General features: G+C 62.7%; 26 protein-coding genes. 13 read left to right on the forward strand and 13 right to left on the reverse strand.

The window, feature by feature from the left end; translation table 11 throughout:
* Position 1 precedes the first annotated feature (1 nt).
* From folM to SB765_RS10285, 3 genes are read left to right on the forward strand one after another with little or no spacing between them, the layout of a single operon-like run.
* Entirely contained in the window at positions 2–694 is a 693-nt protein-coding gene (gene folM, locus SB765_RS10275) for a dihydromonapterin reductase (RefSeq protein WP_410931271.1), read from the forward strand.
* 9 nt (positions 695–703) lie between these two features.
* Complete coding sequence (locus SB765_RS10280) at positions 704–1000, forward strand: DUF1244 domain-containing protein (RefSeq protein ID WP_003260708.1); 297 nt, start codon at positions 704–706, stop codon at positions 998–1000.
* On the forward strand, positions 993–1334 hold the full coding sequence (locus SB765_RS10285) for a HopJ type III effector protein (protein ID WP_016497941.1): 342 nt from the start codon (positions 993–995) through the stop codon (positions 1332–1334). Before SB765_RS10280 ends, SB765_RS10285 begins: the two co-directional genes overlap by 8 nt.
* Positions 1335–1378: 44 nt before the next feature.
* Here SB765_RS10285 and SB765_RS10290 read toward each other — a convergent pair whose 3' ends face one another.
* The 4 genes from SB765_RS10290 to SB765_RS10305 form a co-directional block, all read right to left on the reverse strand.
* Entirely contained in the window at positions 1379–2281 is a 903-nt protein-coding gene (locus SB765_RS10290) for an alpha/beta fold hydrolase (RefSeq protein ID WP_410931272.1), read from the reverse strand.
* A gap of 166 nt (positions 2282–2447) precedes the next feature.
* A complete protein-coding gene (gene fabV, locus SB765_RS10295) occupies positions 2448–3659 on the reverse strand; it encodes an enoyl-ACP reductase FabV (RefSeq protein WP_016497939.1) in 1212 nt (403 codons plus the stop codon).
* Positions 3660–3908: 249 nt separating this feature from the next.
* Positions 3909–4442 carry a cytochrome b/b6 domain-containing protein gene (locus SB765_RS10300; RefSeq protein WP_016497938.1) on the reverse strand — a complete coding sequence of 178 codons (534 nt, stop codon included), beginning with the start codon at positions 4440–4442 and terminating at the stop codon, positions 3909–3911.
* Positions 4439–4705, reverse strand: coding sequence for a PepSY domain-containing protein (locus SB765_RS10305; RefSeq protein WP_410931273.1), 267 nt, complete (start codon positions 4703–4705; stop codon positions 4439–4441). Before SB765_RS10305 ends, SB765_RS10300 begins: the two co-directional genes overlap by 4 nt.
* A 174-nt stretch (positions 4706–4879) precedes the next feature.
* On the opposite strand from SB765_RS10305, the gene SB765_RS10310 reads away from it, so the two are divergent.
* The gene (locus tag SB765_RS10310) at positions 4880–6058 is read left to right on the forward strand and encodes an acetyl-CoA C-acetyltransferase (protein WP_410931274.1); all 1179 of its coding nucleotides are present in this window, start codon (positions 4880–4882) and stop codon (positions 6056–6058) included.
* 61 nt (positions 6059–6119) lie between these two features.
* Here the strand turns inward: SB765_RS10310 and SB765_RS10315 are convergent, their stop codons facing one another.
* Positions 6120–6920 (reverse strand): 5-methyltetrahydropteroyltriglutamate--homocysteine methyltransferase, encoded by an 801-nt coding sequence (locus tag SB765_RS10315; protein WP_341796774.1) that lies wholly within the window; start codon positions 6918–6920, stop codon positions 6120–6122.
* A gap of 208 nt (positions 6921–7128) precedes the next feature.
* Between SB765_RS10315 and SB765_RS10320 the strand changes: the two genes are divergently transcribed.
* A complete protein-coding gene (locus SB765_RS10320) occupies positions 7129–8616 on the forward strand; it encodes a methylenetetrahydrofolate reductase C-terminal domain-containing protein (RefSeq protein WP_410931275.1) in 1488 nt (495 codons plus the stop codon).
* Here SB765_RS10320 and yjiA read toward each other — a convergent pair.
* The 3 genes from yjiA to SB765_RS10335 form a co-directional block, all read right to left on the reverse strand.
* The gene (gene yjiA / locus SB765_RS10325) at positions 8576–9553 is read right to left on the reverse strand and encodes a GTPase (protein ID WP_410910876.1); all 978 of its coding nucleotides are present in this window, start codon (positions 9551–9553) and stop codon (positions 8576–8578) included. The genes SB765_RS10320 and yjiA overlap by 41 nt on opposite strands.
* A 145-nt stretch (positions 9554–9698) precedes the next feature.
* Positions 9699–9896, reverse strand: coding sequence for a YbdD/YjiX family protein (locus SB765_RS10330; RefSeq protein WP_003251633.1), 198 nt, complete (start codon positions 9894–9896; stop codon positions 9699–9701).
* Positions 9897–9913: 17 nt separating this feature from the next.
* Entirely contained in the window at positions 9914–11980 is a 2067-nt protein-coding gene (locus SB765_RS10335; RefSeq protein WP_410910875.1) for a carbon starvation CstA family protein, read from the reverse strand.
* A gap of 177 nt (positions 11981–12157) precedes the next feature.
* Between SB765_RS10335 and SB765_RS10340 the strand changes: the two genes are divergently transcribed.
* Positions 12158–12523 carry a PilZ domain-containing protein gene (locus SB765_RS10340; RefSeq protein WP_341796777.1) on the forward strand — a complete coding sequence of 122 codons (366 nt, stop codon included), beginning with the start codon at positions 12158–12160 and terminating at the stop codon, positions 12521–12523.
* A gap of 263 nt (positions 12524–12786) precedes the next feature.
* Positions 12787–14304: a nucleobase:cation symporter-2 family protein gene (locus tag SB765_RS10345; protein WP_016497930.1), complete on the forward strand. Its 1518-nt coding sequence runs from the start codon at positions 12787–12789 to the stop codon at positions 14302–14304.
* A gap of 233 nt (positions 14305–14537) precedes the next feature.
* Here the strand turns inward: SB765_RS10345 and radA are convergent, their stop codons facing one another.
* Positions 14538–15908, reverse strand: a complete 1371-nt coding sequence (gene radA / locus SB765_RS10350; protein WP_016497929.1) for a DNA repair protein RadA — start codon at positions 15906–15908, stop codon at positions 14538–14540.
* Between the two features lie 177 nt (positions 15909–16085).
* Between radA and mscL the strand changes: the two genes are divergently transcribed.
* A complete protein-coding gene (gene mscL / locus SB765_RS10355; RefSeq protein WP_043197833.1) occupies positions 16086–16505 on the forward strand; it encodes a large-conductance mechanosensitive channel protein MscL in 420 nt (139 codons plus the stop codon).
* A gap of 34 nt (positions 16506–16539) precedes the next feature.
* Here the strand turns inward: mscL and SB765_RS10360 are convergent, their stop codons facing one another.
* Positions 16540–17316, reverse strand: coding sequence for a ferredoxin--NADP reductase (locus tag SB765_RS10360; RefSeq protein ID WP_341796779.1), 777 nt, complete (start codon positions 17314–17316; stop codon positions 16540–16542).
* 211 nt (positions 17317–17527) lie between these two features.
* Here SB765_RS10360 and SB765_RS10365 point away from each other — a divergent pair, with 211 nt between their 5' ends.
* The gene (locus SB765_RS10365) at positions 17528–18235 is read left to right on the forward strand and encodes an autoinducer binding domain-containing protein (RefSeq protein ID WP_410910874.1); all 708 of its coding nucleotides are present in this window, start codon (positions 17528–17530) and stop codon (positions 18233–18235) included.
* Between the two features lie 95 nt (positions 18236–18330).
* The gene (locus SB765_RS10370) at positions 18331–19455 is read left to right on the forward strand and encodes a methyltransferase (RefSeq protein ID WP_410931276.1); all 1125 of its coding nucleotides are present in this window, start codon (positions 18331–18333) and stop codon (positions 19453–19455) included.
* An 88-nt stretch (positions 19456–19543) separates the two neighbouring features.
* On the opposite strand, the gene SB765_RS10375 is transcribed toward SB765_RS10370, so the two are convergent.
* Genes SB765_RS10375 through SB765_RS10385 form a run of 3 tightly spaced genes read right to left on the reverse strand, consistent with a single transcriptional unit; the run spans position 19544 to position 22156 of the window.
* Positions 19544–19699, reverse strand: coding sequence for a DUF2474 domain-containing protein (locus SB765_RS10375; protein ID WP_016489104.1), 156 nt, complete (start codon positions 19697–19699; stop codon positions 19544–19546).
* Positions 19700–19708: 9 nt separating this feature from the next.
* A complete protein-coding gene (gene cydB, locus SB765_RS10380) occupies positions 19709–20716 on the reverse strand; it encodes a cytochrome d ubiquinol oxidase subunit II (RefSeq protein ID WP_132842577.1) in 1008 nt (335 codons plus the stop codon).
* Positions 20717–20719: 3 nt separating this feature from the next.
* The gene (locus SB765_RS10385) at positions 20720–22156 is read right to left on the reverse strand and encodes a cytochrome ubiquinol oxidase subunit I (protein WP_049275004.1); all 1437 of its coding nucleotides are present in this window, start codon (positions 22154–22156) and stop codon (positions 20720–20722) included.
* Between the two features lie 345 nt (positions 22157–22501).
* On the opposite strand from SB765_RS10385, the gene SB765_RS10390 reads away from it, so the two are divergent.
* The 3 genes from SB765_RS10390 (at position 22502) to trmA (ending at position 26322) form a co-directional block, all read left to right on the forward strand.
* Complete coding sequence (locus tag SB765_RS10390) at positions 22502–23722, forward strand: MFS transporter (protein ID WP_410910873.1); 1221 nt, start codon at positions 22502–22504, stop codon at positions 23720–23722.
* A gap of 222 nt (positions 23723–23944) precedes the next feature.
* Positions 23945–25240, forward strand: coding sequence for an NCS2 family permease (locus SB765_RS10395; protein WP_016497921.1), 1296 nt, complete (start codon positions 23945–23947; stop codon positions 25238–25240).
* The gene (gene trmA / locus SB765_RS10400) at positions 25237–26322 is read left to right on the forward strand and encodes a tRNA (uridine(54)-C5)-methyltransferase TrmA (protein WP_341796783.1); all 1086 of its coding nucleotides are present in this window, start codon (positions 25237–25239) and stop codon (positions 26320–26322) included. Before SB765_RS10395 ends, trmA begins: the two co-directional genes overlap by 4 nt.
* Positions 26323–26324: the final 2 nt, after the last annotated feature.

A 26324-nucleotide genomic window follows, 5' to 3' on the forward strand; every position in this document is an offset into this window, starting at 1 on the left:
AATGAACAGCCCCATTCTCGTTACCGGAGCCAGCCAGCGCGTCGGGCTGGCCCTGGCCCTTGAACTGGCACAGGCCGGCCATACGGTGGTCAGTGCCAGCCGCAGCGTCCAGCCACACACGGCCCACCCGAACATCGTGCAGTTTCAGGCCGACCTGTGCCTGGCGGCCGACCGCCAGGCCCTGATCGATCACCTGCACAGCCATTACGAAGGCCTGCGCGCCATCATCCACAACGCCTCGCTGTGGCTCGATGACGGGCTCGACAACCTCGATACCATGTTCCGCCTGCACGTCGAAGCGCCCTACCACCTCAACCTGGCCCTGGGCGACTTGCTTGCCAAGGTGGAAAAGGCCGACATCATCCACATCTGCGACGAAACCTCTTCGCGCGGCAGCAAAAGCCACATTGGCTACGCCGCCACCAAGGCTGCGCTGCAGAACATGGTGCTGTCATTCGCTGAAAAATATGCCCCCACGGTGCACGTGAACGGTATCCTGCCCGGGCTGCTGATCCTCAAGGAAGGGGGCGACGAAGCCTACCGCCAGCAAACCCTGAAAAAAGCCCTGCTGGAGTTCGAACCCGGCGCCGGCCCGCTGATCGAGACAGTCAAATACCTGCTCGCCAGCCAGTACAGCACCGGTAGCCAGGTGGTCATCAATGGTGGCCGCCACTTGAAGAACCGCATGACCTGAGAGAAGCCCATGACCCCACAGCAACAGCTCGAACTCGAAGCCGCCGCGTTCCGGCGCCTGGTCGAACACCTGCAAAAGCGCACCGACGTACAGAACATCGACCTGATGAACCTGTCCGGTTTCTGCCGCAACTGCCTGTCCAAGTGGTACAAGGCCGCGGCCGACGAGCGCCAGCTCGACCTGAGCCTGGACGATGCCCGCGAAGCGGTATATGGCATGCCCTACGCCGAGTGGAAAGCCCAATACCAGAAAGAAGCCAGCGCCGACCAACAGGCGGCGTTCGAAAAAGGAAAACCTCGTGACTGATCTGAACACCCTGCGCGCCAGCTTGGCCAGCGGCCAACATGTATTTGCCGATACCCTGGCGTTCATTGCCGACAACTACAGCTACCAGCCGCAGGCCTTCAACAACGGCGGCGTGGAGAACGCGGCCGGGCAGAACGAAGGTTCGTGCAAGACCTTGGGCCTGGCTTTGCTGGAAGGGCTGAGCGACCAGGAAGCGCTGCTGGCCTTTGGCGAGCACTACCGTGATGTGGTGGCCACGCCTGAGGGCAGCGACCATGGCAATATCCGTGCGCTGATCGAGCATGGTTTGGCCGGTGTGAAATTTGCCGGGCAGCCGCTTTCGCGCAAGGCTTGAGATAGCTGGGGCCGCTTTGCGGCCCCAAAATCCTGAACCCACCCTCAATCCATGAGGGTGCCGGGTACCCCGTGGTCCAGCGCTCCCCGTTGCAACCACTGCAAGGCCACCGGCCACAGGCTCTCGCGAAACCGGTCATGGAAAAACGCGAAATGGCCAATCTCCTCGACCGAGATATCCACAGGCGCGATACGCAGGTGCCGGGCACCCTGTAGATAACTCAGCAACCGCTCGGTCGCCGCCACAGTGCCAAACGGGTCATCGGACAAGCTGATGGCCAGCGTCGCTGCCTGGACGTGTGCAAACGGTACCCTCTCCAGCCGGCGCCCACTTGGCCGGTGCTCATAGCGTGGCGTACGGGTGGTCCAGTCATCCACCACCCCTGCCGGGGTGTCTTCCATCCAGCCCAGACGCTTGCCGGGGAAGTAGCCCAAAGCGCGGGTAAGCAAAGGCATCACCACATGCCATTTGCCGAACAGCCGCCAGCGTTGATCAGCCGCATAATCGCGCCAGTAGGCAAACTGTGCGCCTACCATCACTACCCTGCGTATCTGGCCAGCCGACGGTGCCAGGCCTACTGCACAACCGCCAAAACTGTGCCCCACCACGTCTATTGGCTGACCGGGGAAACGCTCGGCTGCATGCGCCAACATCGCTTCGAAATCCAGACGGCCCCAGTCGCTCCACGATGCCTGGAAGCCGCGCAACGAAACCGGGCGGGATTCGCCGATGCCACGGTAGTCGTAGGTCAGCACATCGCAGCCCTGGGCAAACAGGTAGTCGGCAAAGCGGGAGTAGTAGCGGCAGCGTACCGAAGTGGCCGCGTTGATGATCACCAGCGGGCGCTGGGGGTCAGGCTGGGCGTGACGCCAGCAGAAGCCGCCGAGGCTGTAGCCATCGGCTGTGGCCTGGCGAAAGGGGGTGGCGGGTTGGGTGAGGCTGCTCATGGCGCATTCCCTGTTGTTGTGCGCCAAAACTAGCAAAGATTTTGTAGCCTGTACCGCCCTCTTCGCGGGTAAACCCGCTCCCACAGGTATTATGCCAAGCTCGAAAGCGGTGCATTTCCTGTGGGAGCGGGTTTACCCGCGAATGGGCCAGTACAGGTAAATACTCTTACAGCTCGATGCAGTCGAACTTCACATCGGTGGCCACGTCGTCGTCGTAGTTGACGTCAGCGCGCTCGAAGCCGAACAGGTTGAGGAACTGCTTCTTGTAACCGGCATAGTCGGTCAGGGCGAACAGGTTCTCGGTGGTGACCTGTGGCCACAGGGCCTTGCACTCGTTCTGCACGTCGTCGCGCAGTTCCCAGTCGTCCAGGCGCAGACGGCCCTTCTCGTCGACTTCGGCCGGCGCACCATCGGCGCGATACAGGCGGTCGCGGTACATGCGGTCCAGTTGGTCCTGGGTGCCTTCGTGAACGCCTTTCTCCTGCATGATCTTGAAGACCATCGACAGGTACAGCGGCATTACCGGAATGGCCGAGCTGGCCTGGGTAACCACCGACTTCAGCACGGCCACGTTGGCGCCGCCTTTCACTTCGCCGGCCAGCTTCTGGTCCAGGCGCAGGGCAGTTTCGTCCAGGTCCTGCTTGGCCTGGCCCAGCGCACCGTGCCAGTAGATTGGCCAGGTAATGTCGCTGCCGATGTAGCTGAAGGCCACGGTGCGAGCGCCTTCGGCCAGCACGTTGGCGCCTGCCAGGGCGTCGATCCACAGCTGCCAGTCCTGGCCGCCCATGACGGTCACGGTGTCGGCAATTTCCTGCTCGGTGGCCGGCTCGATGCTGGCCTCGATGATGGTGTCCTTGTTGGTGTCGATGGCGGTCGACTTGTAAGGCTCGCCGATCGGCTTCAGGGCCGAGCGGATGACTTCACCGGTCTGCGGCAGTTTGCGCACAGGCGAGGCCAGCGAGTAGATGACCAGGTCGACCTTGCCACCCATCTCGTTCTTGATCAGCTCGATGACCTTGGCACGGGCCTCGTCGGAGAAGGCGTCACCGTTGATCGACTTGCTGTACAGGCCCTCGGCCTTGGCAAACTTGTCGAAGGCAGCGGAGTTGTACCAGCCAGCAGTGCCGGCCTTGGTTTCGGTGCCTGGTTTTTCGAAGAACACGCCCAGGGTGTCGGCCTTGAAACCGAACGCTGCGGTGATACGCGCTGCCAAGCCGTAGCCACTGGAAGCACCGATGACCAGGACCTTCTTCGGGCCATCCTCGCGCACGCCCAGCTTGCGGGTGGCTTCGATCTGGTCACGGACGTTGAGCTCGCAGCCCTTCGGGTGAGTCGTGGTGCAGATGAAACCGCGAACCTTAGGATGAATGATGGCCAATGTCTGTACCTCGTCAGGTTTATGCCGGGGAAGCGCCGCTTGGGGCGATTCCGATTGATCAGAGGGTGAGACTACCCCCGCAGGTTATCCGACACATATTACGGGGTGATCAAAAGGATGCAAAACCAAGGTTCTCCTGTGCCGGCCTCGTCGCGGGCTCGCCCGCTCCCACAGATGGTTCACAACCTCAAGGCCGGTGCAGTACCTGTGGGAGCGGGCAAGCCCGCGAAGAGGCCAATACAGGTCCCCTCAATCGCGACGTCGGCGACGCCCGGTGATCATCGACAACGGCAGGTTCTCGCGCAGGCGCACACTCTCGTAGATGGCCGCCAGCACATGCACACACACCAACGCCAACACCGCATCGGCCAACCAACTGTGCAGGTCGGTCGGCCAATCTGCGCCCCACAGCGCATCCACCTCCTGGGACGCCCAGCCGGTCAGGACCAGCCCTGCGATACCGGTCAGCATCAAAAGCATCACCAGGGCGCCAATCGGCGAATGCCCCAGGCGATGACAAGGCTCGCCGCGCAGCAGCGCACGGGCATGCCCTGCAAGGCGCGCCGGGGTTGGCCAGAAATCGGCCCAGCGCGCGCTGGGTGGCCCGACAAAGCCCCAGACCACGCGCACCACGACACAGGCCAGTGCGTAGTAACCCAGCCACTGGTGCCAGTCGTCACCTTCTTCGTTGAAAAAATAGTCGGCGAAGAACACACCGGCGATGGAGAGATGGCACAGCCGCAGGAGCGGGTCCCACAGCTGCACCGTGCCGTCGCTGTTCAATCGTGGTACTCGGACTTGACCGCCTTGCCGCTCACCGGGTCATGGTAGATCTCGACCTTGCGGCCATCCTTGTCGAGACCATAGATCTCGTAGCAGTTGCCCTTGGTAACCTTGAACTTGTTGATCTTGTAACCCTGCTCCTTGAGCTGGGCCTGGAACTTTTCCCGGTCTTGCCAGGTGCTTTTGTCTGCGGTGGTGCATTGGGTGGCGGCGAATGCTGTGCTGCTGCCGATCAGTAGCATCAAGGCGATGAGGGTGCGCATGAGTATGAGCTCCATTCAGTTGAGTGAAAACAGCACGGAATTCAGCTTAGTTGGATAGAACGCCGAGCGCCCATTGATTTGTTTTTCACATCAATCCGAAAGAAAAACAAACTTAACAAATGAGCCAAAGCCACCGATGCTTGGGCATTACGCCCATCGCACGGAGAACAACAAATGAACGACGTGGTCATCGTCGCCGCTACCCGCACCGCCATCGGCAGCTTCCAGGGCGCCCTGGCCACGGTACCTGCGGTAGACCTCGGTGCCGCCGTGATCAAGCGCCTGCTGGAGCAGACCGGGCTGGCCCCGGCGCAGGTGGACGAAGTGATCCTCGGCCAGGTGCTCACCGCCGGCGCCGGGCAGAACCCGGCACGCCAAGCCGCGATCAAGGCAGGCTTGCCCTACAGCGTACCGGCGCTGACCCTGAACAAAGTCTGCGGCTCGGGCCTCAAGGCCTTGCACCTGGCCGCCCAGGCCATTCGTTGCGGTGATGCCGAGGTGGTGATTGCCGGTGGCCAGGAGAACATGAGCCTGGCCCCCTATGTGATGCCTTCGGCCCGCACTGGGCAGCGCATGGGCCATGGCCAGCTGATCGACAGCATGATCACCGATGGCCTGTGGGATGCCTTCAACGACTATCACATGGGCATCACCGCCGAGAACCTTGTGGACAAGTACGGCCTCAGCCGTGAGCAGCAGGACGCCTTTGCCGCCGAATCGCAGCGCAAGGCCGTGGCGGCCATCGAGGCCGGCCGCTTCGATGATGAAATCACCCCGATCGTGCTGCCACAGAAAAAGGGTGAGCCCAAAGTGTTCGCCCAGGACGAACAGCCACGCCCGGACACCACCGCTGACTCCCTGGCCAAACTGCGTCCTGCGTTCAAGAAGGATGGCAGCGTTACCGCTGGCAATGCCTCCAGCCTGAATGACGGCGCCGCCGCCGTGCTGCTGATGAGTGCCGCCAAGGCCAAAGCCCTGGGCTTGCCAGTACTGGCGAAGATCGCCGCCTATGCCAGTGCAGGGGTAGACCCGGCAATCATGGGCATCGGCCCGGTTTCAGCGACTCAGCGTTGCCTGGACAAGGCCGGTTGGCAGCTGGCCGAACTGGACCTGATCGAAGCCAACGAAGCCTTTGCCGCACAGGCGCTGGCAGTGGGCAAGGTGCTGGAATGGGATGCTGCGCGGGTCAACGTGAATGGCGGGGCGATTGCCCTGGGCCACCCGATTGGCGCTTCCGGGTGCCGGGTGCTGGTGACCTTGCTGCACGAGATGATCAAGCGGGACGCCAAGAAAGGCCTGGCGACCTTGTGCATCGGGGGTGGGCAAGGGGTGGCGCTGGCGATCGAGCGCTGATCAGCAGGCCCGGCCTATTCGCGGGTTCACCCGCGAACGGGCCGGCACAGGCTGCCGAAAATCAAGCGGCAGCCCGGTTCTCTTCCAGTGCAGCAACCAACACCGCCACTTCCTGGCACTTCTGCACGGCCACTTCCACCGGGCTGCGCGTCAACGAGCAGGATGGTGCCAGCCACAGCCGCTCTCCCAGGCGCTCATGGGCATCGTGCAGCAGGTCCAAGGTCTCTCCCAGATTGCAAGGCGCGGCGTTGACGCCATCGACCAGGCCCAGCGACAGCACTTTGTAGGCCGGCAGGCGATCGAGAATGGTCACGTACTGGTCGGGTGCCTGAACCAGGTCGATGTGCAGGCCATCGACCGGCAGGTTCGCGGCCAGGCCGAGGTTGCCTCCAAGGCCACCAGAGTAAGTGGCAATCAGCTTCTTCAAAGGCGCGCGTTGAAGGATGTTATAGACGCGCTCGAAAGCGTTTTTCCAGTCCTGTGGAAGGTCTTCGGCGAGAATCGGCTCATCGATCTGCACCCACTCGACACCCAGGGTAGCCAGGCGGTTGAGATGCTGGTCATACAGCGGCAGCAGGCGTTCGAGGCGCTCCAGCGTGTCGATGCCGTCGTTGGTTTCGCCCTGCCACAGATAGGTCAATGGGCCGATCACCACTGGCTTGACCGCATGACCCAAGGCCTTGGCTTGCGCCACTTCGTCGAAAAGTTGCGCCCAGCCCAGGTCGAACGGTTGGTCAAACCAGGCAAAGTCGCCCACTGGCAGCAGTTCGATGCCGGCCTCTCTCTGCACCTGCCAGTGGCGGGCACGTAGCTCGCTGTCGTGGTCGATGCGTGGAAAGCCCAGGTTGTGTGCCAGTGCCATGTATTGTCCCTTCAGCCTGCATAAATGAATGAGGGGATTGTCCGGTTGAGACCGGTTTGAGACAAACTCATTAAATTTGAGATGAACCCAAGATTTTTTCATGATCATGATGATGTCTCATTCAGAGCACCGACCTGCGCATCCGGACATGACCCCGCCCGCCTTCTGCCGCACAATGCCACCCTGACCACACCAGGTGCCCGGCCACATGAGCCTGCTGAAAACCGCGCTGCGCGAACAGAACTTCGTCTGCGTCATGGAGTTCGTCCCCAAGCCTTCTGCAGAACGCTTCGCCGCCATGGAAGCGATCATGGCCCGCGCGCACCTGTGCGGCTGGCCAATGACCGTGGCCATCGGCGATCGCGTCGGCAGCCCGCTGGACATGTCGCCGCTGGACGCCCTCGCCTCGTTCAGCAACCCGGTACCTGCCCTGCCGCATTTTTCCGGCAAGGACCGCGAGCGTCACCACCTGCTTGCCCAACTGCAACGCATGGACGCCGCAGGCCTCGACCAGCTGTTGCTGCTGACCGGCGACCGCCTGCCCGGCCACGAGCCTGGCCAGCGCCCGGTGCGCTACCTGGAATCGGTCGCCGCCCTGCTGGTTGCCCGCCAGGCTTGCCCGCACTGGCTGCTGGGCGCTGCACTGAACCCGTTCAAGTACTGTGAGGAAGAAGGCGGCGCCCAGTATTTCAAGGCCGAGAAAAAACTCGCAGCAGGCGCCGACTTCCTCACCCTGCAACTGGGTTTCGATGCCGCCAAGCATCAGGAAGCCATGCACTGGATGCGTCGCCAGCCCACGCCCAAGCCGATGCTGGCCTGCCTGATGAGCCTCACCCACGGGCGCGCGGCAATGCTCGACCACGTGGCCGGGGTCACTGTTACACCGTCCATGCGTGACATGCTCGAAGCGGAGACTGCGCAGTCCAAGGCCTTTGCCCAGGCACGCAGCGTCGACCGCCTGGCGTTGCAGATCATTGGCGTGAAACTGATGGGCTACGCCGGTGTGCACCTGTCGGGGGTTCACGAACTGAAGCAGCTGCTGGCCCTGGAAGCCCGTGTCGAGCACTGGCAAACCCAGATCCACACGCTGGAGCAGTGGGCGCCCGCCTGGCAGGCCAGTTGGCAGATGCCCGGGCTGCCGGCCGTGATATTCCACCCGCCACAAGCGGCCTGGCGCCAGGGCGAGTCGCGGGTCGATGCCTCGTTCAAAGAGAAAGCACGCTATCACCTGATGCACGGCATGCATTCACTGCTGTTCAGCCGCCGCAACAGCCTGAGCAAGGCATTTGGCTGGGCGGTACGCCGACCGCTGTGGGCTACGCACCTTGGCGCACAAGTGCTGCACAAGGTGGAACGTGCGGTGAAACGGCCGCTGGTGGGTTGCGATACCTGCGGCCGCTGCCGCCTGGAAGACACCCTGTACGTCTGCCCGGAAACCTGCCCCAAAGGCCTGGCCAATGGCCCCTGCGGCGGTACCGCGCTGAACCGCTGTGAATTCGGCGACCGCGAGTGCATCCACAGCGTCAAATACCGTACGGCAAAGGCAGTGCGGCAAACGTCGGTGCTGACCGAACGCCTGATCCCGTGCATCGAGGTGGAAACCCGCCACCGCAGCTCATGGCCGCAGTGGTTCCAGGCCGCAACGCCGCGCCGGCTCAGCCCGCAGCCAGCGCCTCGAAGCCAGCCCGAATCGTAGCCTCGGGCAGTTCATCGGCGATGAACACCATTACGCTCTCGCGGGCTTCACCCTCGGCCCATTCTGCATCCCAGTCGAAACCGTAAAGCTTGAGCACGCCCTGAAACACCAGCTTGCGGTCTTCACCGGCAATGTTCAGCACGCCCTTGTAGCGCAGCAGCTGTTTGCCGTGGGTTTCCAGCAACTCATTCATGAAGCCGCTGAGGCGGTCGATGTCCAGCGCGGTTTGCGTGCGCAGCACCATGGTGGAGATACGGTCGGGGGTGGCGGGCTTGAGCACCGGGCGAAGCATCGGTTTCAGGTTCGCGCCCAGGTCGGGGTTGAGGTTGAAACCACGCACATCCAGTAGCTCAGCCAGGTCGATGCGGCCGTGTTCGACAACGCGGATGGCGGCCCGGCCATTGATGCGCGCCAGGCGCTCGCGCAGGGCCTGCACCGCAGCCGGCTCGGCCAGGTCGGTCTTGCTCAGCAGCAGGCGATCGGCAAAGCCGACCTGGGCCTGGGCGATGGTCTGGGTCAGGTGCAGTTCGGCATGAACAGCGTCGACCAAGGTGATGATGCCGTCGAGGATGTAGCGCTCACGCAAGTCCTCGTCGATAAAAAAGGTTTGCGCCACCGGCGCCGGGTCGGCCAGGCCGGTACATTCGATTACCAGCCGGTCAAAGGCAATCTCGCCTGCGTCCAGGCGCTCGAGCAACAGGTACAAGGCGCGGGTGAGGTCACCGTGGATGCTGCAGCACACGCAGCCATTGGCCAGGGTCATCACCTGCACCGGCTCGTCGCCCAGCAGTTGGCTGTCGATGCCGGCCTCGCTGAATTCGTTTTCGATCACGGCAATCTTCAGGCCGTGCTCGGCCTTGAGCATGTGCTTGAGCAAGGTGGTCTTGCCAGCACCGAGGAAGCCTGTAAGTACGGTTACGGGAATGGGCGTCTGCACGCAGAACATCTCCTGTGCGGAAAAAACAGTGGCCCCATCGCCGGCAAGCCAGCTCCCACAGGAGCTGCACAGACCTTGTGGCCTATGCAGTACCTGTGGGAGCTGGCTTGCCGGCGATGAGGCCGGACAGGTCAACGCTTAGGGTTCAACAGCATTTGGGCCCGGACTTGCCACCGTAACGGGCTTCCTGGCGCTCGCGGAAGAACGCCTCGTAGCTCATCACCGGCTTGTCCGGATGCGTCTTCTGCATGTGTTCGACATAGTTGTCGTAGTCGGGCATGCCGACCATCAGGCGGGCTGCCTGCCCCAGGTATTTCCCCAGTCGACCCAAGTCGTTGAACATTATTGCAGTCCTCTCGATTACGCGTCAGGCAAGGCCTGGAACGGGGTTTCCTTGTCGCTGCGCTCCTTGCGGCCCCAGGCGCCGTAGCCGACCTTTATGGCGAAGAACAGGATGCTGAAGACCACCAGCAGGAACAGCATGGTCAGGCCCGCGTTGGTGTAGGCGTTGAAGATCACGTGCTGCATCTGCCCGATGTCCTTGGCCGGGGCCAGTACCTGGCCGGCGTCCAGCGCGGTGCTGTACTTCTTGGCCAAAGCCAGGAAGCCAACGGCCGGGTTCGGGTCGAAGAGCTTGATCAGGCCTGCAGCAGTGGTACAGATCAGCAGCCACACGGCCGGCACCAGGGTGACCCAGATGTAGCGCTGACGCTTCATCTTGATCAGCACCACAGTACCGAGCATCAAGGCGATACCGGCGAGCATCTGGTTGGAGATGCCAAACAGTGGCCACAGGGTGTTGATGCCACCCAGCGGGTCGATCACGCCCTGGTACAGCAGATAGCCCCACATTGCCACGCAGCCAGCGGTGGCGAGCAGGTTGGCCCCCCACGATTCGGTGCGTTTGAGTGCCGGTACGAAGCTGCCCAGCAGGTCTTGCAGCATGAAGCGCCCGGCACGGGTACCGGCGTCCACTGCGGTGAGGATGAACAGTGCCTCGAACAGGATCGCGAAGTGGTACCAGAAAGCCATGGTGTTTTCACCTGGCAACACCTGGTGCAGGATCTGCGCGATACCGACTGCCAGGGTTGGCGCACCGCCGGCACGGGCCAGGATGGTGTGCTCACCAATGTCACGGGCGACGGCTTCAAGCTGCTCAGGGGTAATCAGGAAGCCCCAGCTGCTGACCGTCTGCGCCACCGACGCAACGTCTGCACCCACCACGGCGGCCGGGCTGTTCATGGCGAAGTACACGCCCGGTTCGATCACCGAAGCGGCGACCATGGCCATGATGGCCACGAACGACTCCATCAGCATGCCGCCGTAGCCGATGTAACGGGCGTTGGTTTCGTTGTCCAGCAGCTTGGGCGTGGTGCCCGAAGAGATCAGGGCATGGAAGCCCGACACCGCACCACAGGCGATGGTGATGAACAGGAACGGGAACAGGGTGCCCTTCCACACCGGGCCTGTGCCGTCGGTGAACTGGGTCAGCGCCGGCATTTTCAGCTCGGGCGCAATGATCAGGATACCGATGGCCAGGCCAACGATGGTGCCGATCTTGAGGAAGGTCGACAGGTAGTCACGCGGCGCCAGCACCAGCCACACCGGCAGCACTGCGGCGACGAAGCCGTAGCCCACCAGCATCCAGGTGATCTGCACGCCGGTGAAGGTGAACGCCGGGCCCCAGACCGGATCCGCAGCGATCACGCCGCCCAGCCAGATCGAGGCCAGCAGCAATACCACGCCAACCACCGAGATCTCGCCAATGCGGCCCGGGCGGATGTAGCGCATGTAGATGCCCATGAACATCGCGATCGGGATGGTCGCCATCACCGTGAACATGCCCCACGGGCTCTCGGCCAGGGCCTTGACCACGATCAGCGCCAGCACCGCAAGGATGATGATCATGATCAGGAAGCAGCCGAACAGGGCGATGGTGCCCGGAATGCGGCCCATCTCCTCGCGCACCATGTCGCCCAGCGAACGGCCGTTGCGGCGGGTGGACATGAACAGGACCATGAAGTCCTGCACCGCACCGGCCAGCACCACGCCGGCGATCAGCCACAGCGTGCCGGGCAAGTACCCCATTTGCGCGGCGAGCACCGGGCCGACCAGGGGGCCTGCGCCGGCGATGGCAGCGAAGTGGTGACCGAAGAGGATGTGTTTGTTGGTCGGGACGTAGTCCAGGCCGTCGTTGTTGAGCACCGCCGGGGTAGCGCGGCGCGGGTCCAGTTGCATCACCTTGGTGGCGATGAACAGGCTGTAGTAACGGTAGGCAACCAGGTAGATGGCCACTGCCGCGACCACGATCCACAAGGCGTTGATTGCCTCACCGCGACGCAGGGCGACCACACCCAGCGCGCAGGCCCCTATGACTGCCAGCGCCAGCCACGGAATGTGGCGTAGCAGGCTATTATTGTTGTTCATGGTTAGCTTCCAGCTGGTGGATTGGAAAGACCGCCCACCGAGTCTAGGGCGAGTCAAGGCGCATTGCCACACTTGCTTTGGTCTAGAGCCTCTGCGGCCAGATTGCGGTACCTGATGCACATACCCTTCTAACTATAGTCAGGATGTCACTTTAGGACCTACCCGAGGATCCACGCCATGAGCGATCACGACGAACGCCGCCGTTTCCAGCGTATCCAGTTCGACGCCCCGACCAGGCTGTGCCAGGGCGAACGTTGCTGGGAGGTGAAACTGCTCGACCTGTCCCTCAAGGGCCTGCTGGTCGAAAGGCCTAAACCCTGGGATCCCGACCTGAGCCAGGATTTCGAAGCCTACATCCTGCTCAACGACGAAGTGACCGAGGTGCAGATGCAGGTCGAACTGCGCCACGAAGAACCGGACCGGCTAGGCTTCATCTGCCTGTACATCGACATCGATTCGATGAGCCACTTGCACCGTCTTGTGGAATTGAACGTGGCCGACAGCACCGAAATGATGCGTGAGCTGCGCGAACTCATCGAATAATGAAATCTCTTAGCTAGCTAATAGCCTCCCCCCGATGTGTTTCCTGTCTACCCAGACAGCTTTAAGCCTGGGTAGCAGCACTTTGTACACACCCCTCTAATACAGCATTTGGTGAGTTGGTACGCCTTCTGCATTGGGTTTTCGCACATCCGGCGACCGCCCTTGTGCGCGCTCCGATCAAAATATTGTATACAATTCTTGTGGTAATCATTTGCCGGAACTGTCTACAGTAGCGACACAAAAATAAACAGAGAGCCTGCTCCATGACTACGTCCCCTAGCACGTCTCCCGCCAAGCGCCCCGAGGATGAAAACCTCGGGCTTGGTGCCAACCTGGCTTACGGTTTGCAGCATGTGTTGACCATGTACGGAGGGATCGTCGCGGTACCCCTGATCCTGGGCCAGGCCGCAGGCCTCAACGGCGCCGAAATCGGCATGTTGATTGCTGCCTCGCTGTTTGCCGGTGGCCTGGCCACCCTGCTGCAAACCCTCGGCCTGCCGTTCTTCGGCTGCCAGTTGCCGCTGGTGCAGGGCGTGTCGTTCGCCGGTGTGGCCACCATGGGGGCGATCCTCAGCAGCGAGGGCGGCGGTGGCCTGCCAGGCGTGCTCGGCGCGGTCATGGCAGCATCGCTGATCGGCTTCCTGATCACCCCAGTGTTCTCGCGCATCACCAAGTTCTTCCCACCGCTGGTGACCGGTATCGTCATCACCACCATCGGCCTGACCCTGATGCCGGTGGCTGCACGCTGGGTGATGGGTGGCAACAGCGCCTCGCCGGAATTCGGCAGCGTGGCCAACATCGGCCTGGCGGGGCTGACCTTCGCCATCGTGCTGCTGCTGAGCAAGCTGGGCAGCGCGACCATCTCGCGCCTGTCGATCCTGCTGGCCATGGTGCTCGGTACCCTGATCGCCTGGGCACTGGGCATGACCGATTTCAGCAAAGTCACCGAAGGTGCGATGTTCGCCTTCCCCACGCCGTTCCATTTCGGCATGCCGGAATTTCACATCGCCGCGATCCTGTCGATGTGCATCGTGATCATGGTTACCTTGGTGGAAACCTCGGCCGACATCCTCGCCGTGGGTGAGATCATCGACACCAAGGTCGACTCCAAGCGCCTGGGCAACGGCCTGCGCGCCGACATGGCATCGAGCATCCTGGCGCCGATCTTCGGCTCGTTCACCCAGAGCGCGTTCGCCCAGAACGTTGGCCTGGTGGCCGTGACCGGGGTCAAGAGCCGTTACGTGGTGGCCACGGGCGGTGTGATCCTGGTGGTGCTCGGCCTGCTGCCGGTCATGGGCCGGGTGATTGCTGCAGTACCCACCCCGGTACTGGGCGGTGCGGGCATCGTGCTGTTCGGCACGGTGGCGGCCAGTGGTATCCGCACCCTGTCCAAGGTCAGCTACAAGAACAACGTCAACCTGATCATCGTCGCCGCTTCGCTGGGCTTCGGCATGATCCCGATTGCCGCGCCAACCTTCTACCACCACTTCCCGAACTGGTTCGAGACCATCTTCCACTCGGGCATCAGTTCGGCGGCGATCATGGCCATCCTGCTGAACCTGATCTTCAACCACTTCACCACCGGCAACTCGGAAAACCAGTCCGTGTTCGCCGCAGCGTACGAACGCACCATCCAGTACTCCGACATTTCCGCACTGCGTGATGGCGACTACTTCAAGGATGGCAAGCTGTTCGATGCCGAAGGAAACGAAGTGCCATTGCTGGAACTGGACGAGCATGGCAACCAGACGGTCAGGCGTGCGGCAGTTGCCGAGCATTGACCGCTGACTGAGCGGTGAGAGGGGGGCCGACGCGCATCGTCGGCCCCTTTTTCGTTTGACTGTACTGGCCCTTTCGCGGGCTTGCCCGCTCCTTGTAGGAGCAGCCTTGTGCTGCGAAGAGGCCATTGCTGCCCATACAAATCTGCTGGCCATATCGGCCTCTTCGCAGCACAAGGCTACTCCTACAGGTACCGCGCCATCCTGAGGCGGCGAGTCCCCTGACAGGTCATGAATTACTCGAACAATGCATCCAGGGCCTGTTCCAGGCGGGTGACGGCAATAACCTGCAGCCCCGCCGGCGACTCTTTCGGCGCATTGCCCTTGGGCACGATGGCGCGCTTGAAGCCATGCTTGGCCGCTTCCTTCAACCGCTCCTGGCCACTGGGCACCGGCCGCACCTCGCCCGACAGGCCGATCTCGCCAAACACCAGCAGCCCATGGGCCAGTGGCCGGTTACGCAAGCTGGACATCACCGCCGCCAGCAACGCCAGGTCCGAAGCCGTCTCCAGCACCTTGACCCCGCCCACCACGTTGAGGAACACGTCCTGATCGTGGGTGGGAATACCGCCGTGGCGGTGCAGCACCGCCAGCAACATGGCCAGGCGGTTCTGGTCCAGGCCCAGGGTTACCCGGCGCGGGTTGGCCAAGTGGCTGTCGTCGACCAGTGCCTGTACCTCGACCAGCATTGGCCGGGTGCCCTCCCAAGTCGCCATCACCACACTGCCCGGCACTTCTTCCTGGGTACGGTTAAGGAAAATCGCCGACGGGTTGGACACCTCTTTCAGGCCCCGGTCGGTCATGCCGAACACGCCCAGTTCGTTGACCGCGCCAAAACGGTTTTTCACCGCTCGCAACAGGCGCAGGCGGCCGTCGGACTCACCTTCGAAATACAGCACGGTATCGACCATGTGCTCCAGTACCCGCGGGCCGGCCAGCGAGCCTTCCTTGGTCACGTGGCCGACCAGGAAGATCGCCGTGCCGCTCTGCTTGGCGTAACGCACCAGCAGCGCCGTGCTCTCACGCACCTGGGCCACGCCGCCGGGTGCCGACTGCAACTGCTCGGTGAAGATGGTCTGGATCGAGTCGATCACCATCACCCGCGGTTTCTCGACGCGTGCCGTGGCAATGATGGTTTCGATGCAGGTTTCGGTCATCACCTTGAGCTTGTCCTGGGGCAAGCCCAGGCGCCGCGAGCGCATGGCCACCTGCTGTTGCGACTCCTCACCCGTGACATACAGCGCCGGCATGCCCACGGCGATGTTGCACAAGGTCTGCAGCAGGATGGTCGACTTGCCGATGCCTGGGTCGCCACCAATCAGCACCACCGAGCCATCCACCAGGCCGCCGCCCAACACGCGGTCCAGTTCGGTGCTGCTGGTGGTGAAGCGCGGGATTTCCTCGACGCTGACTTCGGCCAGGGTCTTGATCTGCGCTTGCTGCCCGGTCCAACCGGCGCGGCCAGTACTGGGCGCAGCGGCACCGCCGCTCTCGATCATGGTTTCGACCAAGGTGTTCCAGGCCCCGCATTCGCCGCATTGGCCGGCCCATTTGGGGAAGGTCGCGCCGCACTCGGTGCAGCCATACAAGCGCTTGGCCTTGGCCATGGATGGGGTCTCCTGGAAAAAAACCGCCATGATAGCCGAGCCGGACGTGTCTCGAACGCTTCGGGATGCGACAAAACTATTCGTTCTAAGCGCAGTCAGTAGCCCTGAACACAACGCATGAAGCGTTTTAGTGGCTTACACTGCGTTAACCTTACCTTTTGTTACAAGGAACCAAACATGGGCATGATCAGTGAGTTCAAGGCCTTCGCGGTCAAAGGCAATGTCGTCGACATGGCGGTCGGTATCATCATCGGCGCAGCCTTCGGCAAGATCGTCTCGTCCTTCGTCGGAGACGTGGTCATGCCGCCACTGGGTCTGTTGATCGGCGGGGTGGACTTCAGCGACCTGGCCATTACCCTGAAGGCTGCCGAAGGTGATATTCCGGCAGTGGTGCTGGCCTATGGCAAGTTCATCCAGACCGTGATCGACTTCGTGATCGTTGCCTTTGCCATCTTCATGGGTGTGAAGGCAATCAACAGGCTCAAGCGTGAAGAAGCTGTGGCACCGACTGTGCCGCCAGTGCCTTCGGCTGAAGAAACCCTGTTGACCGAGATTCGCGATCTGCTCAAGACGCAGAACCAGAATCGGCTGCCTTGAGGTTGCTGGGGGCCGCACAGCGGCCCCAAAAGCATTACCAGTAGTTTTCCACAGCCACCTGTCCCGGCCGCTTGCTCAGGCTCAGTTGCAGGTCACGCGCCTTCAGCACCTTGCGCGTCTCGTCGATCATCTCCGGGTTGCCGCACAACATCACCCGCGAATGTTCCGGCGACAGCTCCAGCCCTGCTGCCTTCTCCAGGTCGCCATTCTCGATCAGCGTGGTAATGCGCTCATTCAGTGCCCCCGGGTGCTGCTCACGGGTCACCACCGGAATGAACTGCAACTTGCCGGCGTACTCAGCCAGGTAATCGCGCTGCTCCAGCCCGGCGATTTCATCCACGTAAGCCAGCTCTTTCGCCTCGCGCACCGAATACACCAGCTTGATGCGGTCGAAACGCTCCCAGGCCTCGAAGTCCTGCAGGATCGACATGAATGGCGCAATTCCGGTGCCGGTCGCCAGCAGCCACAGGTCGCGGCCACCTACGAAGCGGTCAAGGGTAAGGAAGCCAAAAGCCTGGCGGTCGATCAGCAAGGTATCACCCGCCCCCAGGCGGCTCAGCTCACTGGTGAACTCGCCGCCTGGCACCACGATAGAGAAGAAGTCGAGGTGCTCGTCATGGGGTGCACTGACCATGGAATAGGCGCGCCACACCACGCTGCCATCGGCTTTGGTCACGCCAAGGCGGGCAAACTGGCCGGACCGGAAGCGGAACCCCGCATCGCGCGTAACCCGCAGGCTGAAGAGGTTCGGCGTGAGCGGCTGAACATCGAGCAGGGTCTGGCGGGTGAACTTTTCGGCGCTAGCGGTCATATCGGGCTCCAGGTTTGACGTGCGCACAGTGTCGCGCAAAGTGGCCCGGATAAAAACCACTGCTTTGTAGGGCCTCATCAGGGGTGATCGTGCCGAAGTTGCAGAAAAACCAGATCGCTATAACAAAATAATCCCAACGCCATGGTAGGTCTTTTCCTACAATGTTCCGGGTACCCAAATGGATTGGATCCGAGACCCCGAGGAGCTTCAGATGCTTCACTGGAATCCCGAACACCTTCATGCGTTCGTCAACGAGCGCAGGCCACGGAAGTTGTTCGACATCGCAGTACATCTGGCACAAGACCTGGGCATGGAATACCTCGGCTTGAATATGCGCATCCAGATCGCCACCCAGACACCCAGGGTGTACCTCTACAGCAACTACCCGGATGAGTGGATCGAGTGCTACCAACGCGATGAGTTCTACAAGCAGGACCCGGCCGCCAACGTCAGCCATAGCTCGACCATGCCGGTGCTGTGGACCGACGAACTGTATCGTGAAGCCCCGCAGTTTCGCGAAGCGGCCTGCCTGCACGGCTTGCGCCATGGCTGGACGCAATCACTGCACGACCTGCAGCACAACGAGAGCCAGATCAGCGTGGCCAGGCCAGCCGAAAAAATCGACATCGTCGAGCTTTACGACAAGGCCGGCAGCGTGCAGTGGCTGTGCCATACCCTGCATGCGGTACTCGGCGAACACCACCTGAATGCACTGTGCCCATCGCAACCGAAAATGAGCGAGCGTGAACTGGAAGTGCTGAAATGGTCGGCCGCCGGCAAGACTGCAGCCGACGTGGCCTGCATCCTCTCACTGTCGCAGAGCACGGTGAACTTCCACATTCGCAGCGTGATCACCAAGACCAACGCCGCCAACAAAGCAGGCGCCATCGCCATCGCCGCCATGCGTGGCTGGATCTGACCTTCAAACCTGCGACCTTGGGCAAAGCCCTGTAGAATTGCCCGGCAAAGCCCGGGGCGAACCGCATCGGGCAGTTTATACCCGAGCCAGACGCCATGCCCCTGTTGACCACCCCCTACGCCGAACTCGACCTGATCCGCCAGCCGGAACAGGCCAACGACCCGTTGCAGGCTTTCGATGCCGCCGACGAGTACCTGCTTGCGCAGTTGCACGAACAGGCACCCGACGCCAACTGCCGGGTGCTGGTGCTCAATGACAGCTTCGGTGCCTTGGCGGCCAGCCTGGCAGGCCGGCTGCAGGTGGTCAGCAGCGGCGATTCGCACCTGGCGCACCTGGCCCTGGAAAAGAACCTGGCGCGCAACGGCTTGCCGTTCGACAGCGTGCCCTTCGTACCGGCCAGCGAACGCTGGCAAGGCCCGTTCGACCGGGTGCTGGTGCGCGTGCCCAAGACCCTGGCCTTGCTTGAAGAACAACTGATCCGCCTGCAGGGCCACCTGGCGCCTGGCGCGCAAGTGATTGCCGGGGCGATGATCAAGCACTTGCCACACGCAGCCGGCGACCTGATGGAAAAGTACATTGGCCCGGTGCAGGCCTCGCTCGCCCGGAAAAAGGCCCGTCTGCTGACCGCAACGCTCGCCGAACGGCCGGTTGCCCGCTCGCCCTACCCGAGCCGCTACCGTCTCGACGCGCCGGCACTGGAGCTGGTCAACCACGCCAACGTGTTTTGCCGTGAAGGCCTGGATATCGGCACCCGGGCATTTCTGCCGCATTTGCCACGCGACCTGGGCAACGCGAGGGTTGCAGACCTGGGCTGCGGCAATGGCGTGCTGGCCGTTGCCAGCGCCCTGACCAACCCGGATGCCCAGTACACGCTGGTCGACGAATCGTACATGGCGGTGCAATCGGCGCAGGAAAACTGGCAAGCCGCGCTGGGCGAGCGCCCGGCGACTTTTGTCGCGGCTGATGGGTTGGCAGGGGTGGAGAAGCAGTCGCTCGATGTGGTGCTGTGCAACCCGCCGTTCCACCAGCAGCAGGTGGTGGGCGATTTCCTTGCCTGGCGCATGTTCCAGCAGGCGCGTGAGGCGCTGGTGGTAGGTGGGGCGTTGTATATCGTGGGTAACCGGCACCTGGGCTATCACAGCAAGCTGGCGCGGTTGTTCCGGGGGGTGGAGCAGGTGGCGGCGACGCCCAAGTTCGTCATCCTGAAAGCCCGCAAGTAAGCCTGTACCGGCCCTATCGCCGGCAAGCCAGCTCCCACAGGTTCAGCGTTGCCCAAGGGCAGTAGCTAACCTGTGGGAGCTGGCTTACTCAATGGGTGGTAAGGCCCGCAGCCCCCATGAAAAGCCGCATCACCCACGCCGCCACCCCCAGGGCTGCAACGCTCATTGCCCAGATCAGCACCAGCCAACCCAGTCGCTGCCACAGCGGTTTCTTCTCTTCCAGGCCATGTTTGCCGGTCATCATGCGGCCCTCCTAGTGATAGCCGTCTTCATGGGTCACCTTGCCGCGGAACACGTAGTAGCTCCAGAAGGTATACATGAGGATGAACGGCAGGATGAACAGTGTGCCCACCAGCATGAAGCCCTGGCTTTGCGGTGGCGCTGCGGCATCCCAGATCGAAATCGACGGCGGGATGATGTTCGGCCACAGGCTGATGCCCAGGCCGCTGTAGCCGAGGAAGATCAGCACCAGGGTGAGCAGGAACGGCGTGTAGTGCGCATGGCGTGCCACCGCCTTGAGCAGCCCGTAGAAGGTCACCAGTACCAGCAGCGGCACCGGCATGAACCAGATCAGGTTAGGCATGCTGAACCAGCGGTCGGCGATCTGTGGATAAGCGATCGGCGTCCACAGGCTGACGATACCGATCACTACCAGCAGTACCAGCGCCAGAGGCCGGGCCAGGTCATGCATCTTTTGTTGCAGCGGCCCTTCGGTCTTCATGATCAGCCAGGTGCACCCCAACAGGGTGTAGGCAACGATCAACCCCACCCCACAGAACAGGCTGAACGGCGTGAGCCAGTCGAGTGTGCCACCGGCAAAATGGCGGTCGACCACCTTGAAGCCTTCGAGGAAGGCGCCCAGGGCCACGCCCTGGAAGAAGGTGGCGACCAGTGAGCCCCCGATGAACGCCTTGTCCCAGATATGACGCTTGTCGGCCGTGGCCTTGAAGCGGAACTCGAAGGCCACGCCACGGAAGATCAAGCCGATCAGCATCAGGATCAGTGGCAGGTACAGGGCTTCGAGCACCACGGCATAGGCCATCGGGAACGCCCCGAACAGCCCGGCGCCGCCCAGGACCAGCCAGGTTTCGTTGCCGTCCCACACCGGGGCGACGGTATTCATCATCACATCACGGTCCTGCTCGCCCTTGACGAACGGGAACAGCATGCCGATGCCCAGGTCGAAACCGTCCATCACCACGTACATCATGACGCCGAAAATGATGATCACGGCCCAAATCAGCGGAAGGTCGATACCCATGGCTCAGTCCTCCTTGCTCAGGCTGGCAGTCTTGGCCTCATGGCCATCATCGGCGGCAGACAATGGCCGCGCCGGCGTGCGTTTCTGGCCAGGGCCGCCCGGTGTGTGCTCGTCGCCTTCGCCGGTCTGCGGCCCTTTGCGCACCAGGCGCATCATGTAGCCAAGGCCGGTGCCGAACAGGGCGAAGTACACCACCACGAAGGCCACCAAGGTGAAACCAAGCTGGGCGTAGCTGTGGTTGGACACACCGTCCGCCGTGCGCATCAGGCCATACACCACCCAGGGCTGGCGGCCGATCTCGGTGGTGAACCAGCCGGCCAGCAACGCAATCAGCCCCGAAGGCCCCATCCATAGCGCCACATACAGGAACGGGCGCGAGGTGTAGAGCGTGCCGCGCTTGCGCAGCCAGAGGCTCCACAGGCCAACGAAGATCATCAGCAAGCCGAGCCCGACCATGATCCGGAACGACCAGAAGACAATGGTCGAGTTAGGCCGGTCCTCAGGCGGAAATTCCTTCATCGCCGGCACCTGCTTGTCCAGGCTGTGGGTCAGGATCAGGCTGCCGAGCGCCGGGATCTCGACCTTGAAGCGCGTGGTCTCGGCCTTCATGTCGGGGATACCGAACAGGATCAGCGGGGTCGGCTCGCCAGGCACATTCTCCCAGTGGCCTTCGATTGCCGCGATTTTCACCGGCTGGTGCTTGAGCGTATTGAGGCCGTGGAAGTCGCCGATCACCGCCTGGATCGGGGCAACGATCAACGCCATCCACATGGCCATCGACAGCATCTTGCGTACCGCCGGGTTGTCACGCCCGCGCAGCAGGTGCCAGGCCGCCGAGGCGCCAACGAAGAACGCCGTGGAAACGAACGCGGCCGTGGCCATGTGCATCAGCCGGTAGGGGAACGATGGGTTGAACACCACCGCAAACCAGTCCACGGGCACCACCCGGCCATCGATGATTTCGTGGCCTTGTGGGGTCTGCATCCAGCTGTTGGAGGCCAGGATCCAGAACGTGGAAACCAGCGTACCGATTGCCACCATCACCGTGGAGAAGAAGTGCAGGCCGCGGCCGACACGGTTCCAGCCGAACAGCATGACACCGAGGAAACCGGCTTCAAGGAAGAAGGCAGTGAGTACTTCGTAGGTGAGCAGCGGGCCGGTGACGGCGCCAGCAAAGTCGGAGAAGCGGCTCCAGTTGGTACCGAACTGGTAGGCCATGACCAGGCCCGAGACCACGCCCATGCCAAAGTTGACGGCAAATATCTTTGACCAGAAGTGATAGAGGTCACGGTAGACCTGCTGGTGGGTCCGCAGCCAGAGGCCTTCGAGGACTGCCAGGTAGCTCGCCAGGCCAATGGTGATGGCCGGGAACAGGATGTGGAACGAAACGGTAAAGGCAAACTGCATTCGGGCGAGCTCTAAGGCCTCTATTCCGAACATGGTGCTTCCTCTTCAGATAATCCGGCGTCCGGGCTTGTGGCCCAAGTCGCCCACTGCCCCCACTTGGTCGAGTACGGCGCGTTGGAATTGTTCTGTTCGATCGCAGGGATTCCGGCCCAGAGGGCCAATTCGTTGAATCTGGAACGATTGACCCAGATCAACGAATGCTAGGAAGCATAGTCCCGAATAGACCGGCGGGCCGTGTGGCTGTTTGCCGCGTGACCGGTTGCCCCACCCTCTTTCATAACGCGTGAAAAAGTGCAGATCCGGGCAAACAGTAACCGCTTGTTACAAACAGGTGATACGCTGCGCCCCCCTCTACTGCGCCGAGGCCCCTGGTTTCCGATGTCCGATTCCGCACCGCAGTTGTTGCGTCACCACCGCCCCTTCCTGGCCTTCTGGCTGGCCCGTGTATTCACCGCCAGTGGCTTCCAGATGCTCACCGTGGCCATTGGCTGGCACCTCTACCAGTTGACCGGCAATGTGCTGGACCTGGGCCTGGTCGGCCTGGTCGAGTTCGCCCCGCGAGTGCTGTTCATGCTGCACACCGGGCATGTGGCCGACCGCTATGACCGGCGCAAGGTCGCCGCCCTGTGCCAGAGCCTGCAGGGGCTGATCGCCCTGGCGCTGGCGGTGGGCAGCGCCACCGACAACGTCACCCGCGAGCTGATCTTCGCCCTCGCCTTCCTGCTGGGCGCCACGCGCTCATTCGAAATGCCGGCGACCCAGGCGCTGTTACCTAACGTGGTGCCGCCCGGGCTGTTCCCGCGAGCGGTGGCGGCTTCGGCGTCGGCTACCCAGTCGGCAACCATCGTGGCGCCGGCGGTGGGCGGCTTCCTGTATGCCTTTGGCAGCCTCTGGGTGTATGGCCCCACCGTGGCCCTGTATGCCATCGCCTGCGTGCTCACCCTGAGCCTGCAGGCGCGCGGCCAGGTGGTGCAGCGCGGGCGTGCCAGCATCGAATCGCTATTGGCCGGCATCCGCTTCATTCGCAGTCGTCCCGACATCCTCGGCGCCATTTCGCTGGACCTGTTCGCCGTACTGCTGGGTGGGGCCACCGCGCTGCTGCCGGTGTTCGCCAAGGACATCCTGCTGACCGGCCCGCTGGGCCTGGGCCTGCTGCGTTCGGCGCCAGCGGTGGGGGCATTGTGCATGTCGCTGTGGCTGGCGCGCTTCCCGTTCGAGCGCAACGTCGGGCGAACCATGTTCACCGCAGTCGGCGTGTTCGGCGTGGCCACTATCGCCTTCGGCCTGTCGACCTCGTTCTGGTTCTCGCTGGCGGTGCTGGTGGTGCTGGGCGCGGCGGACATGATCAGCATGGTCATTCGCAGTTCGTTCGTGCAACTGGAAACCCCGGACGAAATGCGCGGGCGCGTGAGCGCGGTCAACGGCTTGTTCATTGGTGCCTCGAACCAGCTCGGCGAGTTCGAATCGGGGGTGACGGCGCACTGGTTTGGCACAGTGCCGGCGGTGGTGATGGGCGGGGTGGGCACACTGGTGGTGACGGGGCTGTGGATAAAAATGTTCCCGACACTGGCCAAGCGGGACCGGTTGCATAACGGTTGATCAGTTGCCTGTGCCGGCCTCTTCGCGGGACAAGCCCGCTCCCACAGGGCCGGTACCGGCCATGGAAACCCATTCCCCAACGGCCATAGGCCCCTGCCAAGCATGCTGGTATGATGCGCGGCTTTTTTCCTCCCCACACAAAACCACGGCAACCGGTACGGTCTGTGCTTTGCTGATGGGGTCGATACATTCATGGCGCCGGGGGCGCCTTGGGGAGCGGGCATGCTGGAAAGGCTGTTTCAACTAAGAGCACACAACACCAACGTGCGCACCGAGATTCTCGCGGGCGTCACCACCTTCCTGGCCATGGCCTACATCCTGTTCGTCAACCCGAGCATCCTCGGCGAGACCGGCATGGACAAGGGCGCGATCTTCGTCGCCACCTGCCTGGCAGCGGCCATCGGCTCTGCGACCATGGGCCTGATTGCCAACTACCCGATCGCCCTGGCGCCGGGCATGGGCCTGAACGCGTTCTTCACCTACACCGTGGTGCTGCACATGGGCCACACCTGGCAAGTGGCGCTGGGCGCGGTGTTCCTGTCGGCGGTGATGTTCTTCCTGTTGTCGATCTTCCGCATCCGCGAGTGGATCGTGAACAGCATCCCGCTGCCGCTGCGTTCGGCTATTGCCGCCGGCATCGGTCTGTTCCTGGCATTGATCGCCCTGCATAACGCCGGCATCGTCGTTGATAACCCGGCCACCTTGGTGGGCATGGGCGACCTCAAGCAGCCGTCGGTGATTCTCGCCACCCTGGGCTTCTTCCTGATCGTCGGCCTTGAGTCGCTGAAGGTGCGCGGCGCGGTGTTGATCGGCATCCTGGCCGTCACCGTCGCGTCGATCGCGATGGGCGTCACGCCGTTCGGCGGTATCGTGTCGATGCCACCTTCGCTGGCACCTACCTTCCTGCAGCTGGACATCGCCGGTGCCCTCGATGTAGGCCTGATCAGCGTGATCTTCGCGTTCCTGTTCGTCGACCTGTTCGACAACTCCGGCACCCTGATCGCCGTGGCCAAGCGCGCCGGCCTGATGGGCAAGGACGGCCACATGCCGAAGATGGGCCGCGCCCTGATCGCCGACAGCACCGCCGCCATGGCCGGTTCCCTGCTGGGCACCTCGACCACCACCAGCTACATCGAGTCCGCTGCGGGCGTGAGCGCCGGTGGCCGCACCGGCCTGACTGCCATCGTGGTTGCCGTGCTGTTCCTGCTGGCGCTGTTCTTCGCCCCCCTGGCCGGTAGCGTGCCGGCGTTCGCCACCGCGCCGGCGCTGCTGTTCGTCGCCGTGCTGATGGCCTCGGGCCTGGCAGAAATAAACTGGGACGACGTCACCGAAGCCGCACCGGTGGTGGTGACGGCCCTGGCCATGCCGCTGACCTACTCGATCGCCAACGGCATCGCCTTCGGCTTCATTTCCTGGACCGCCGTCAAGCTGATCTCCGGCCGCCACCGCGACCTGAACCCGGCCCTGGTGATCCTTTCCATCCTGTTCGTCATCAAGCTGGGCTGGTTCAACGCATGAGTGCTGCTTTCGACCCCTCCTCCTACGCCACCCAGCTGGACGCCAAAGTGGCCCGGCTGCGCGAGCTGCTGGCGCCATTCGGCGCGCCGGAACCGGCTGTTTTCGACTCGCCGCGCGAGCACTACCGCCTGCGCGCCGAGTTCCGCCTGTGGCGCGAGGATGGCCAGCGCCACTACGCCATGTTTGCCCCGGGCGAGAAGCACAAGGCGATCCTGATCGAGGATTTCCCCATTGCCAGCCAGCGCATCAATGCACTGATGCCGCGCCTGAAGGCGGCATGGCAGGCCAGCGAGGAACTGGGCAACCGCCTGTTCCAGGTAGAGTTCCTCACCACCCTGGCCGGCGATGCGATGATCACGATGTGCTACCACCGCCCGCTGGACGAGGCCTGGGAAGTAGAAGCGCGGCAACTGGCTGAAGCGCTGGGCGTGAGCGTCATCGGCCGCTCCAAGGGCAAGCGCCTGGTGATCGGCCGCGACTACGCGGTGGAAAAACTCGACGTGGCTGGCCGTGTGTTCAGCTATCGCCAGCCGGAAGGCGCGTTCACCCAGCCCAACGGCGCGGTGAACCAGAAGATGCTGAGCTGGGCCTTCGAGGCCATTGGCGAGCGCCAGGACGATTTGCTGGAGCTGTACTGCGGCAACGGCAACTTCACCCTGCCGCTGGCCACCCGCGTGCGCCAGGTGCTGGCGACCGAAATCAGCAAGACCTCGGTCAATGCCGCGCTCAGCAACCTCGACGAGAACGCTGTGGATAACGTCCGCCTGGTACGCTTGTCGGCCGAAGAGCTGACCCAGGCGCTGAATGAGGTGCGGCCGTTCCGTCGCCTGGAAGGCATCGACCTGAAAAGCTATGACTTCGGCACTGTGTTTGTCGACCCGCCGCGCGCGGGGATGGACCCTGACACCTGCGAGCTGACCCGGCGTTTCGAGCGGATCCTGTACATCTCCTGCAACCCCGAGACACTGGCGCAGAACATCGCCCAGCTGCAAGATACCCACCGTATCGAACACTGCGCGCTGTTCGACCAGTTCCCGTATACCCATCACATGGAAAGCGGCGTGTTGCTGGTGCGGCGCTGATC

It is taken from the genome of Pseudomonas sp. SIMBA_067 (assembly GCF_046534675.1).
Classification (GTDB): domain Bacteria; phylum Pseudomonadota; class Gammaproteobacteria; order Pseudomonadales; family Pseudomonadaceae; genus Aquipseudomonas; species Aquipseudomonas putida.